Source organism: Marinobacter alkalisoli (genome assembly GCF_045449855.1).
GTDB lineage: Bacteria > Pseudomonadota > Gammaproteobacteria > Pseudomonadales > Oleiphilaceae > Marinobacter.
This window is the reverse complement of sequence record NZ_JBJJLC010000059.1, coordinates 46312-58495: the sequence shown is the minus strand read 5'-3', so window position 1 is coordinate 58495 and position 12184 is coordinate 46312. Positions and strand designations below refer to the sequence as shown.

The window sequence follows — 12184 nt, the reverse complement described above, 5'->3', positions numbered from 1 at the left end:
CACTGCCTTCCATGGGAGGCGCGGTTCCATTCCAGCATCGGGAGGTTTCGAATGGACAGTGGGTATCAGAAAATCGACAAGAAGAGCAGCCGCTGGAGCGCCTGGGCTCTGATCGTAATGGCCAGCGTGGCTTTCACCGCTTGCGGTGGTGGTGGAGGTGGAGGAGATGGCTCCGGTGACGACGCTGCTTCCGCGGAGAATCGTGATTATCCGGGAAGCATCGTGGGTGAACGCATAGAGTTCACGGTCACCGAAGCCGGCCAGAACAGTGTACAAGAAGGGCTCACGGTGGTTTACGACTTTTCGTCCGACGGTCAGGTTCAGGGCACCAATCCGGAAACCGGTCAGGTGTTGACCCCCGTGAGCTACGAATACACACCGGAGGGTCGAAACGCCTCCATCCGCCTGTATTATGAGTACGACAATGGCGGCGCGGGCTATGAGGATTACGATCTCGTTGCGGGCGACTCGATTCTGCAAGGCACCTACGACTATGAGGCGGTTGTCACTTCCGGCGGGTGTTGTGGTGGCGGTGCGAAAGGCAACTACCGGATTATCCCGCCCAATAACGCGTCGTTCTACCAGGCTGAAAATGCGGCTGAACTGACCGAGGAGGCGGCGTCCATTCTTCAGCAGATGACCCGCCGGAACGACATCGCCGTCGTGAGTATGGGGGGTAGCCGTGATGCGTACGTGGCGGTGGATGCCAATGGTGGGCTGTTCGCCGATACCAGTTTGAAAGAGCGCCGGGTATTCAGGGATGGCATGCTCCAACCCGAGGAAACGGTAACCTTGCCGTATCCCCCGGAAGGAACTTTTTCAGAAACTGCCTTGGACAGTGCGGGCGTGCCAACAGCAACGGCGTTGGATGACGACGGTCAGTACTGGTTCTGGAGCGGCGACGCGAATTATGACCCCCGGATTGATCAGACCCTGCCATCGCCAGTGCATTCTATCGTAGGCAACTCTGGAGGTGAATTGGTGATCGCAGGAGAGGATCGCCGTCCCTTTTATGCGTGTCTCACCCCTAATGCAGGTTGTGATTCTGCCCCCCAAAGTGAGCTGGATAACCTTGAAATAGCGGATGTGGATCAGGCCGCCGTCGTTGGCCGAACTCTGTTGTACACCGACATGGCGAACCGGGTGTTACAGTTTGCTGACCTGGATTCAAGCTCAACGGGAACTCTTATAAAAATCCCTGCGGGACTTGATCCGCTTGCGCAATTTATTCTTGGAAGGTTTCCATTCGTTGTCGCCATTACGATCAACGGAGAGGTTGTCGCTTGGGACTATGACGGCAACTACCTTGATGTCCCTGCGGAGGCCGACTCCGGGGCAATTGATGTATCCGCCGGCATCAACCCCGCTTCAGGGCCGGGTGAGCGGAAATACGATGTTGCTGTTGTGCGCGACGACGGCATTGGCGTCGTCTGGACTTACAACTGGAACAATCAGTCTGTTGAAGACGTCAGAACGCCAGAGGAAGGGCGCAACGCTAAAGGCGTGGTGGTGACATCCTATCCCGGGCACATCCTGTTCCTCGAGAAAACCGGCGGCTGAGAGCAGCCGGCTCGAAGACGCTATATTGGGCTTCCAAGCCGGCTTTTACGAATCTCTGTCAGCTTATTCGGGGTTTGGGTAAAAGAAATGCAAAGCCCGGCCTGAACACCTGACATACAGCTCCCGATCCGTATCCTGAACTCAGGGTGCGCTTCCGACCATGAGAGAGGCGCGATATCCAGGATCTGACAAGATCGGGAGAAGAACCATGAAACGATTTCTGATAGGTGGCTGTATTGTTGGCTTGTTGATGGCCACCTCACCCGTTATGGCTGAGCATGGACATGGCCTCCCGCCGGGTATCCAGAAGCAGATGGAGCGGGGTAATGCGGTGCCACCGGGGCTTCAGAAGAAGTTCCTGTCTGCCAGGTACCGGGATGATCGCTACTCCCGTGATCACCGAAGGGGCAAGCATTGGGACAAGCATCACCGGAAGCACCACAAAAAACACGGTTACAAAGACCGCTACAAGTACCGTGACCGCCGGGATTATCGCGGCGGTTATGATCACAAGTACCGCTCCGGGTATCACGATACCTATCGGGGATACGATGACGATATTCCGACCCAGCATCGGGTGGTCCGCATCATCCGTGACGCTCAGGTGCTGATCGACTCCTCCCGCCGCTGAGTGGCGGGATTGCCCCCCGGGCCAGTGCAAAAGCGGAGCACCCGTTTGACTGCGTCAGGCTTGCTCAAGTGCCGCCTTGCATATAAGTCCGCAGTGGGTCCTCATCGAGCCGGTGGTCGGCATGAGAAAGTGCCGCGATAAACAGGGAGAACAACTCCGACTGGGAGGAGAGATCCAGCTTGCCGTACAGGTTCTTACGGTGCATCTGTACCGTGTCCGGAGAGATATCGAGCTTCTGCGCTGCTGACTTGGACGAGTGACCACGCAGCAGCAAGAGGGCAACTTCACGTTCGCGCTCGGTCAGGATCGATCGACCGAAGTTATGGAATGCCGATTCCACTTGTGACCGCAACGTGATCGGCTCGGTGCGCGGGCGGGGCTCGATGACTGCCTGCCAGTAATGCAACATTGCGCCCTGGATAACCGGATTCAGCGAGCGCAATCGATCCAGCTCGCGCCGGGTAAATGGCGGATGTGGCTCCAAGCGGCCAATGCCGAGCGAAAGCTGTACGTCTTCACTGGGTGCGATCAGGAAATAGGCGTCGTCGAGCAGCGAGGCTTCCTTGTAGTAGGTGCGGTAATAATCGCTCTGGTAGAAATCGTCTGGTGCTATCTCCGACAAGTGGTAGAAACCGGGAGGCAAACCATCGGAGAAAGCGATGCAGAAAGGATCCAGCAGGTAGGCACCTGAAAAATAACTGTCGATGTGAGATTTGCGCAGAGCGTCGGGAATATCCTGCTCGTAGAGCAACGAAGGAATCTCGCCGCGTCTTTCCAGCGCCAGCAACACGCCCTCTACCTCCACGACCTCATTGATGGCGTTGACGAGATAGCGAGGAAATTCGTCACTGTCCAGTTGCTGGAACAGCGCGCCTACGGCTTCGCTCCAGCGTGATAGCTGAGATTGAGGAGGGGCCATGCCTACTCCCTGTCTGTTTTTGTTACCTCCATTGTGCTCCATCTTATCTCTGCTGGCCATTCCCTCAAAAGGGTATAGCGGCCGGTTCTTTTCTCTATTGTTTGATAGCTGTGAAAGCAAGCATGGAATGTTTGATATTTAAGCCATTCTGCTGATGGGGGACACTGCAATGGCCGGAATCGCTCAGCCAGGTTGGGCTTCCGGCTTCTGTCATTGTTTTGTGTCACCTTTTGGGGGTGGTCGTTTTTCATACGGTCACCCCCTTTTTTCCGTCGGCAGATGACGTGCTACTCATGCTCTGATGTCGCTTGGCATAAGCGGAGGAGAGAATGAATGAGGTTCCAATAACTTCCAGGGCCAATGACACGGATTCGTTCCCGAAGTCTCGACCTGTACTCGCTGGCTGGCGTCTGCACCCGATGCGTGAGCGGCTGTACAGTGAACTGCATAACCGACCGTTTCACCTGCTGGAGAATCCGGCGCAGCTTTCCCATCTGGCCATCCAACACGGTGGCAAGCTGCAGGAGCGGGAGCAGGCGCTTCTTGCCGACCTGTGTGATCGTTTCGGGGTCGTTGCGCCGACCGATTCCATGCCGTGTTTTCATCAGGATTTCGGTTTATTCAGTCTGCGTTGGGAACGGCACATGGAGTTCTCAACCTACACCTTTATTCGTCAGGCAGCGCGACGTGAGGCCCCTTTTCAGAAAAATGCCATCGATGCCGTGCCGAGGGACTGGCTGGCGTCTTTACCGGGTGAGCTGGTCGCAGCGGTCCACGTCGAGGTTGAAGGCGCGTCGGCCGGAAACAGCAGCGAATCCCTTGCGCCTGTTTTTGACCACATGCTCCCCGTTGGCAGTGCGACCAGTGCCGGGCGCTCCCAGATCTGGACCTCCTTCAAGCTTCACGAGGACGGTTTTGGCCGTTTCCTCGTCTGTGATGACGAGTTGACGCCAGCTCAGCGCGGACGACTGGTTCAGAGGGTGCTTGAGCTGGAAACCTATCGTTTGATGGCGACCCTGGGCTTGCCGCTGGCACAGGATGTCAACGCGGTTCTGACGCAGCTGGATCAGCAGCTCAAGCTGCTGACCACCAGGATCGCCCAGGCCAACCTGTCCGTTAGCGACCGGGAGTTGCTGGCGGAGGTGTCGTCGATGGCGGCGAGGGTGGAAGATCTCCGTACCCAGAGTAATTATCGTTTTGCCGCGACGCGGGCCTACTATGACGTGATCCGCCAGCGAATGGAGGAGTTGCGGGAACAGGAAATCTCCGGTCATCTGACGGTCGGGGCGTTCCTTCGTCGGCGCATCAGTCCGGCGGTGAAAACCTGCCGGGCGGTGGAAAATCGGCTGGAAAGTATTTCACGCCGTGTTGCCCGTGCCAGTGAGCTGCTGCGAACCCGGGTCGAGCTCGTCGTGCAGGAGCAGAATCAGGACCTGATGAAAACAATGAATCGTCGCGTCAGGGTCCAGCTTCGGCTACAGCAAACGGTCGAGGGGCTCTCTGTCGCTGCGATCAGCTACTACGCCATCCAGTTGATTGATCTGATCCTGGGGGCCGGTCAGGCCTCGGGGCTTGTCTACGACCGCGAGCTACTGCTGGGCGCTGCGGTGCCAGTCGTGATTGGTACCGTCTTTTTCGCGACAAGGCTGATCCACAAACGATTGTTCAAGGGGGTATAACCCCACCTGCTAAAGAAGAGGCACAAAAAACCGGGGCGGATACCCCGGTTTTTTTGTGCCCCGTTTAGCCTGCTTCAGCTCGGCTCAAACAGCACGTTCATGGCGACAGTGAAGATCGCGCAATCGGTGGCTGGGTGGCTTTGAATGTTATCCAGCAGGGCCTGCCAGCGCCGAACAAAGGGGGCGTGTTTTTCCGACCAGCTTGCGACCGCCGTGGCAGGCGTCTCGTCCGCGCCACGATGGCGCAACGCACTGAGCGTCAGGGTCCGTTGCTGGGCGTCCAGATCATCCCGGTAACTGTTTCGCGCCAGCGCCTGCCAGTGGTTGTTTGCCTTGAAGGTGCGGATCTGATGGTCCAGCCATGGCAGATTCAGCTGTTCGCCGAGCTGGAAATACACCGCGGCGACGTCGTGCAGCTCCCGCCCCAACTCAGTGGCCGCTTCGACAATGTCCAGCAGACAGTACAGACCATTGCTGGCGGCACACTGCGCCGCCAGCAATTCCGGGGCCCCGGCTTCGGTGTAGCGCTGGAAATGCTGTTGCCAGCGATCCCGGGACGGAATTGCCTGCTTGAGCGGCTCGATGCCGGCCAGCATCTGGTTGATGCCGGGACGGTAACTGGCGATACAGTTGTGCAGGTCAAGGTCGTGTCGGCGACGGCTTAACAACCACCAACTGGCGCGACTGACCAGGTGACGCAATTCACGCATCATGGCGAGCTGAATATCGCTGGCGATCTGGTTGTCCAGCGCCTCGATTTCATTCCAGCGCTGATCGATACCGTACAGTTCGCACGAGATCAGGTACGCCGCAGAGATCTGGGCGTAATCGGCGCCCGTCGCCTTGTGCAGGTTGTAGACGAAGGTAATGCCCATGCGGTTGATCAGGTCGTTGGCGATCTGGGTCGCGATGATTTCCCGCCGCAACTGGTGGTTGTGCACCGCGTCCGGATAACGCTCTACGAGAAGCGCCGGAAAAGCGCTTTCCAGTGCCTTGGAAAAACGGCAATCCTCGGTCACCCAGGAATCGATTAAGGCGCGCTTGAGCTCGATCTTGGCATGGCATATCAGCACCGACAGTTCTGGCCGGGTAAGCCCCTTGCGCTGTTCGCGGCGCTCAAACAGGGTCTTGCGTTCCGGCAGGGCTTCAAACTGTCGATCCAGCTTGCCGCTGGCTTCCAGATCGTCAATCAGGTGGATGTATTCATCCAGCGCATCGTTGGCGTCCTGCTCGGCGAGACTCAGTGCCTGCACTTGCCGGTAATTGTTCTTCAGGACCAGTTCGGACACCTGATCGGTCATGCGTCGCAGCAGACTGTTGCGCTGTTCCAGCGTCAGCTCGTTGTGTGCCACCAGGGCATTGAGCAGGATCTTGATGTTGACCTCGTGGTCGGAACAATCCACCCCGCCGGCGTTATCGATAAAGTCCGTGTTGGACGCCCCTCCTGCCAGGGCAAACTCGATGCGTCCGTGCTGGGTCAGGCCCAGGTTACCGCCTTCTCCGATGACCCGGCAGCGCAGCTCGCTACCGTTGACCCTGACATTGTCATTGGCTTTGTCGCCGACCTCGGCGTGGGTTTCAGACCGGCCTTTGACATAGGTGCCGATGCCGCCATTCCAGAGCATGTCGACCGGTGCCTTCAGCAGCGCGCTGATCAACTGGTCCGGCGTCATCTCGTCGGCGCTGATTTCGAAGCGCGCCTGCATCTGCGGGGTGATGGAGATCCGCTTGGCTTTGCGTGAAAAGACGCCGCCGCCCTGGGAGATCAGCGATGTATCGTAGTCGGACCAGTTGGAGCGGGGCAGGGCAAACAGACGATGCCGCTCTGCTGACGCTGCCGCCACGTTCGGATAGGGATCGACAAAAATATGCTGATGGTTGAATGCCGCGATCAGCTCGAGCGTGTCTGACAGCAACATACCGTTGCCGAACACGTCGCCGCCCATATCGCCGATACCGATGACGCTGAATGCGTCACGCTGGCTATCCAGCCCTCGCTCGCGGAAATGACGCTTGACCGATTCCCAGGCGCCACGCGCGGTGATTCCCATGCCTTTGTGGTCGTAGCCCTGGCTGCCCCCGGACGCGAAGGCGTCGCCCAGCCAGAAGTCATATTCAGCTGCGATCTCGTTGGCGATGTCTGAAAAGGTTGCGGTGCCCTTGTCCGCCGCGACCACCAGATAGGGATCGTCATCGTCGTAACGAACGACGGCGGTGGGCGGGACGACCTTCCCTTCAAGCAGGTTGTCGGCGAGGTCCAGCAAGCCACGAATGTAGGTCTGGTAGCAGGCAACGCCCTCGGCATGCAGCTGCTCCCGGCTGCCATCGGTCGGCAGCTGTTTGGCGATGAAGCAGCCCTTGGCGCCCATGGGCACGATGACTGAGTTTTTCACTTGCTGGGCTTTGACCAGGCCCAGGACTTCGGTGCGGTAATCTTCGCTGCGGTCGGACCAGCGCAGCCCGCCACGGGCGACCTTACCGGCACGCAGGTGGATCCCTTCCATCCGGGGCGAGTACACAAACACCTCGTACTTGGGACGCGGCAGCGGCAGCTCGCTGATGGCGGACGGATCCAGCTTGAAAGCAAAGTAGTCCTTGAAACTTCCCTCCGGGGTCGGCTGGAAGTAGTTGGTGCGCAGCGTGGCGAGGATCAGTTCAAGGAAGCGCCGGATAATGCGATCCTCATCGAGGTTCTCGACCTGCTCCAGAGCATTCTGGATGTGCTGCCGTGTGGTTTCACTGGCGGATACGGCGTCATCCTGTCGGGGATCAAAGCGCTGCTCGAACAGGGTCACCAACCGTCTGCTGATGTTGATGTGTCGGCAGAGCACGTCGGCAATGAACGGCTGGCTGAACCCGAAACGAATCTGGCGAATGTAGCGGGCATAGGCGCGCAGCAAGGCGACCTGGCGCCAGTCCATGCCGGCCATCAGCACCAGGCGGTTGAACTCATCATTCTCGGCCGCGTTGTGCCAGATGCGGTGGAAAGCGTCACGAAACAGCGGTTGGGCCTGCTCCAGCTCGACAGCTTCGGTGGCGCAAAGCGTGAAGTCGTGAATCCAGAAGCGGCAACCGTCGGCGCGGTTGACGGCAAACGGATAGCCGTCGATGACCTTGACGCCCAGGTTTTCCAGGATCGGCACCACGTCTGACAGGGACAGTGAATCCGCCCGGCTGATCAGCCGGAAGCGAAACCGTCTCGGGTCGGGGTGGCGGCTCTGGGCAAAGCTGCTGGTCAGTTGGTCGGGCTCGTTCAATTCGTTGATTAACCGGATATCCTCAACCGCCTGGGCAGGCGCCACATGTTCGCGGTAGGCGCTGGAGAATGCCTGCTGATACGGGGTCGCCAGGGCACCACCAGTCTCGATCAGGCGCGTCGCCCAGTCATCTTCCGAGACCGCAGGTTGATTCAGAATCTGGTTGTTTTGGTTGTTGTCAGACATAGCAATACCCTCACAGTGCCATAACAGAATTGTGTAAGGACAAGAGCCGCGGCGCGGCTCCTGATTTCCGGGAGTGTTGAGCGTTCGCGTTCGGGCCTACATCAGGGCGTCGAACGTCTGCTCCAGCAGGTCCATGCTTTCGCTGATCAGTGCATCGGTAATGGTCAGTGCCGGGAGGAATCGAATGACATTGCCACGGATACCACAGGACAGCAGAACCAGTCCCTGCCTGGCGGCCTCACCGACGAGCGCCTTGGTCAGCTCCGCATTGGGCTGATTGACGTCCCCCTCGCTGACCAGCTCCATGGCGATCATCGCGCCGAGGTTGCGGATGTTGCCGATCGTCTGCGGGTACTTGGTCTGCAGACCGCGCAGGCGCTCGACGATACGGTCACCCACGTGGACGGCACGCTCGCACAGCTGCTCTTCCTTGATCACGTCGAGAACGGCCAGGGCCGCCGCGCAGCCGATGGGTGAGCCGCCGTAGGTGCCGCCCAGGCCGCCGGGCAGCGGTGAGTCCATCACCTCGGCCTTGCCGACCACCGCGGCGATCGGAAAACCTCCGGCAATCCCTTTGGCCATGGTCATCAGGTCGGGTTCGATACCGGCATATTCGCTGGCGAACATCTTACCGGTGCGCGCGAAGCCGGTCTGGATCTCGTCGGCGATCAGCAGGATGCCGTGCTGATCACACAGCTTGCGCAGCGCCTGCATGAACGCGGGCGGGGCCGGGTAGAAGCCACCCTCGCCCTGAACGGGCTCGATGATGATGGCAGCGACACGGCTGGGCTCTATATCGCAGGTGAACAGCATGTTCAGCGCCGCCAGTGAATCCTCTGTGGATACCCCGTGGTACTCGTTAGGGTAAGGAGCGTGGTAGATCTCACCCGGGAACGGTCCGAAACCGGCCTTGTAGGGTGCGATCTTGCCAGTCAGTCCCATGGTCAGATTGGTGCGACCATGGAAGCCGCCCTGGAACGCAATGACGCCGCTGCGACCGGTATGGGCACGGGCAATCTTGACACAGTTTTCCACCGCTTCCGCACCCGTGGTGACAAAGACGGTCTTTTTCGGGGTGTCGCCCGGAGCGGCGTCGTTCAGCTTTTCGGCCAGCTCAACGGCGGATTCGTACGGGGTCACCATAACGCAGGTGTGGCTGAACTTTTCCAGCTGGGCCTGAACAGCCGCCTGGACTTTGGGGTGGTTATGGCCGGTGTTGACCACGGCAATACCGCTGCCCAGGTCGATGTAACGTTTACCTTCCACGTCCCACAACTCGGCGTTGCGGGCTTTTTCGATGTAGGCATGAGTCAGGGTACCCTGACCGCGGGCGAATGCGTTGTCCTTGCGCTGTTGCAGAGATGCATTGTTCATGGAGTTAACCTCGGTTGTTCGTTATTTAGTGAAGAACTCGGGCGACGAGCGGATCAAATGCCGCCCATGCACAGGTACTTGATCTCGACAAAGTCTTCGATGCCGTAGCGGGAGCCTTCGCGGCCGATGCCGGACTCCTTGATACCGCCAAACGGAGCGACTTCAGTCGAGATCAGCCCTTCGTTAATGCCGACCATGCCGTACTCCAGGGCCTCGGCGACCCGCCATACGCGGCCTATGTCCCGAGCGTAGAAGTAGGCTGCCAGGCCAAACGGGGTGTCGTTGGCGATACGGACCGCTTCGTTTTCGTCGCTGAATCGGAATACCGTCGCGACAGGGCCGAAAATCTCTTCGTTGGCGATCACCATGTCGGTGGTCACGCCGGTCAGCACGGCCGGGGCGTAGAAGTTGTCGTTCAGTTCGCCCTTGCCGCTTGGCTGGTTCAATTCGGCGCCGGCGGCGAGCGCGTCGCCTACCAGCCGCTCGACCTTGGCGACCGCGCTTGCATTGATCAGCGGACCGGTGGTGACACCTTCACCGAAACCGTCGCCCAGGGTGAGCTTTGCCACCGCCTGGTTGAGTTTTTCGACAAAGCGGTCGTGGACGCCGTCCTGCACCAGGATGCGATTGGTGCACACGCAGGTCTGACCGGCATTGCGGAACTTGGAGGCCATGACGCCGGCAACCGCGGCGTCCAGATCGGCATCGTCGAACACGATAAAGGGCGCGTTGCCGCCCAGCTCCAGGGAGACTTTTTTGACGGTATCGGCGCACTGACGCATCAGCAGTTTGCCGACGGGGGTCGATCCGGTGAACGAGAGCTTGCGCACGCGGGAATCGTTGCACAGGACTTTCCCGACGACCGGAGACTTCAGTGTAGTGACCACGTTAAACACACCGGCCGGGATGCCGGCCTGGCGGCTCAGTTCGGCCAGCGCCAACGCCGACAGGGGGGTGTGCTCGCCGGGCTTGACCACGACGGTGCAGCCGGCCGCCAGTGCCGGGCCTGCCTTGCGGGTGATCATCGCGATCGGGAAATTCCACGGGGTGATCGCCGCGACCACGCCAATAGGCTGCTTGAGCGTGACAATGCGTTTGTCGGGGCCATGGGCCGGGATCACGTCACCGTATACCCGCTTGGCTTCTTCGGCGAACCATTCGATGAACGAGGCACCATAAGCCACTTCACCGCGGGCTTCGGCGAGCGGCTTACCCTGTTCACTGGTCATCAGTTTGGCCAGGTCTTCCTGATTGGCCATAATCAGCTCGTACCAGGCACGCAGGCGGGCGCTGCGCTCCTTGGCGGTCAGTGCCCGCCAGGCTGGCAGTGCCTGGTCGGCGGCATCGATCGCGGCCGTGGTTTCCTCCACGCCCAGGTTGGGCACGTCGGCGATTTTTTCCAGGGTGCTTGGGTTGGTAACGTCGAAACGGTCGCCCGTCTCAGCGTCACACCACTGGCCGTTGATAAAGGCATGCTGCTGAAACAGCGCGGCGTTGTTGATTGTCAGACTCATGGCGGTCCCCCGTTGTGTTTCCATTGCTGTGTCATTGCCGGAATGGGCTATTGGTTAGCAATCATAGGGCGACTACTATAGTGTGATAAATGTTCATCTTTATTTGTAAACGTTGATTGGGGTAAAACAATTGAAGAAGACGTTGAGCGTCAAGCTGGGGCAGGTGGCGGACTATGAGATCCGCCTGTTGCGGGTGTTCAAGTCGGTGGTGGAGTGCGGCGGCTTTGCGGCGGCTGAGACCGAGCTCAATATCGGCCGTTCAACGATCAGCATTCATATCGCTAACCTTGAGCAACGACTGAACCTGAAGCTCTGCCGCCGCGGGCGCGCCGGTTTCGCCCTGACCGAAGAGGGCATCGAGGTCTACGAGCTGATGAAGGAGCTGTTTTCGTCACTCGAAACCTTCCGTGCCGGCATCGATGCCCTGCACGTCGCGTTGACCGGTGAGTTGAAGATTATCGCCAGCGACACCGTCTGTCTCGATACTGAGGCGAAACTTGCCGAAGCGATCGCGAAGTTTTCGCAGGAGGCTCCGGAGGTCAACGTGTTGCTGGATGTGCGGGCGTTGACGGAAATCGAGCGGATGATACTCAACGACGAAGCCGATATCGGCTTTGTCCCCTTTCACCGTCAGTTTGAGGGCATGGATTACAGCCCGCTCTACTATGACCGGTGCCATCTGTACTGCAGTCACAACCACCCGCTGTTCGATGCCGTCGAGGACGCGTCATTCGAGCAACAGGTACTGGCTTCCAAGGTGGTGCATGCCGGCGTACAGACGAGTGCGGAGGTGGGGGAGCAGCTGGCGGACATGAACAAGTCGGCCATCGCCTATTTTTACGAAGCCCGCCTGGCGATGATTCTTTCTGGCGCCTATATAGGCTTCATGCCCGACAAGTACGTGCAGCCCTATGTAGATGCCGGTCAGTTACGTCGGCTCCTGCCCAATCAAAAGGGCTATGAGCTGGGGCTGGCCGCGGTTACCCGCAGCCACCGCAAGAGCAGCCGCGCCCGCGAACTCTTCATCGAGATCCTGCGCGAACTGCACGGTTGAGTGATTACCG

At 59.1% G+C, this 12184-nt stretch carries 8 protein-coding genes; 4 read left to right on the top strand and 4 right to left on the bottom strand.

Going from position 1 to position 12184, the window contains the following annotated elements:
* The first annotated feature begins 51 nt into the window (after nt 1-51).
* Together ACJO5Y_RS19815 and ACJO5Y_RS19810 are read left to right on the top strand one after the other, a co-directional pair.
* Entirely contained in the window at nt 52-1560 is a 1509-nt protein-coding gene (locus ACJO5Y_RS19815) for a hypothetical protein (RefSeq protein WP_406989568.1), read from the top strand.
* Between the two features lie 208 nt (nt 1561-1768).
* Entirely contained in the window at nt 1769-2191 is a 423-nt protein-coding gene (locus tag ACJO5Y_RS19810) for a hypothetical protein (RefSeq protein WP_406989567.1), read from the top strand.
* Nucleotides 2192-2255: 64 nt separating this feature from the next.
* Here the strand turns inward: ACJO5Y_RS19810 and ACJO5Y_RS19805 are convergent, their stop codons facing one another.
* On the bottom strand, nt 2256-3110 hold the full coding sequence (locus ACJO5Y_RS19805) for a helix-turn-helix transcriptional regulator (RefSeq protein WP_406989566.1): 855 nt from the start codon (nt 3108-3110) through the stop codon (nt 2256-2258).
* A gap of 329 nt (nt 3111-3439) precedes the next feature.
* Here ACJO5Y_RS19805 and ACJO5Y_RS19800 point away from each other — a divergent pair, with 329 nt between their 5' ends.
* Nucleotides 3440-4789, top strand: coding sequence for a DUF3422 family protein (locus ACJO5Y_RS19800; protein ID WP_406989565.1), 1350 nt, complete (start codon nt 3440-3442; stop codon nt 4787-4789).
* Between the two features lie 74 nt (nt 4790-4863).
* Here the strand turns inward: ACJO5Y_RS19800 and ACJO5Y_RS19795 are convergent, their stop codons facing one another.
* The 3 genes from ACJO5Y_RS19795 to ACJO5Y_RS19785 form a co-directional block, all read right to left on the bottom strand.
* A complete protein-coding gene (locus ACJO5Y_RS19795; protein ID WP_406989564.1) occupies nt 4864-8232 on the bottom strand; it encodes an NAD-glutamate dehydrogenase in 3369 nt (1122 codons plus the stop codon).
* 96 nt (nt 8233-8328) lie between these two features.
* A complete protein-coding gene (gabT, locus tag ACJO5Y_RS19790) occupies nt 8329-9606 on the bottom strand; it encodes a 4-aminobutyrate--2-oxoglutarate transaminase (RefSeq protein WP_406989563.1) in 1278 nt (425 codons plus the stop codon).
* Nucleotides 9607-9659: 53 nt separating this feature from the next.
* Nucleotides 9660-11120, bottom strand: a complete 1461-nt coding sequence (locus tag ACJO5Y_RS19785) for an NAD-dependent succinate-semialdehyde dehydrogenase (RefSeq protein ID WP_406989562.1) — start codon at nt 11118-11120, stop codon at nt 9660-9662.
* 130 nt (nt 11121-11250) lie between these two features.
* On the opposite strand from ACJO5Y_RS19785, the gene ACJO5Y_RS19780 reads away from it, so the two are divergent.
* Entirely contained in the window at nt 11251-12174 is a 924-nt protein-coding gene (locus ACJO5Y_RS19780) for a LysR family transcriptional regulator (RefSeq protein WP_406989561.1), read from the top strand.
* The last annotated feature ends 10 nt before the right edge of the window (nt 12175-12184 follow it).

Excerpts from the sequence above, each read along its gene's own strand:
- ACJO5Y_RS19805 (WP_406989566.1), bottom strand. The coding sequence starts at position 3,110 with ATGGCCCCTCCTCAATCTCAGCTATCACGCTGGAGCGAAGCCGTAGGC.
- gabT (WP_406989563.1), bottom strand. The coding sequence starts at position 9,606 with ATGAACAATGCATCTCTGCAACAGCGCAAGGACAACGCATTCGCCCGC.
- ACJO5Y_RS19810 (WP_406989567.1), top strand. The coding sequence starts at position 1,769 with ATGAAACGATTTCTGATAGGTGGCTGTATTGTTGGCTTGTTGATGGCC.
- ACJO5Y_RS19800 (WP_406989565.1), top strand. The coding sequence starts at position 3,440 with ATGAATGAGGTTCCAATAACTTCCAGGGCCAATGACACGGATTCGTTC.
- ACJO5Y_RS19785 (WP_406989562.1), bottom strand. The coding sequence starts at position 11,120 with ATGAGTCTGACAATCAACAACGCCGCGCTGTTTCAGCAGCATGCCTTT.
- ACJO5Y_RS19815 (WP_406989568.1), top strand. The coding sequence starts at position 52 with ATGGACAGTGGGTATCAGAAAATCGACAAGAAGAGCAGCCGCTGGAGC.
- ACJO5Y_RS19795 (WP_406989564.1), bottom strand. The coding sequence starts at position 8,232 with ATGTCTGACAACAACCAAAACAACCAGATTCTGAATCAACCTGCGGTC.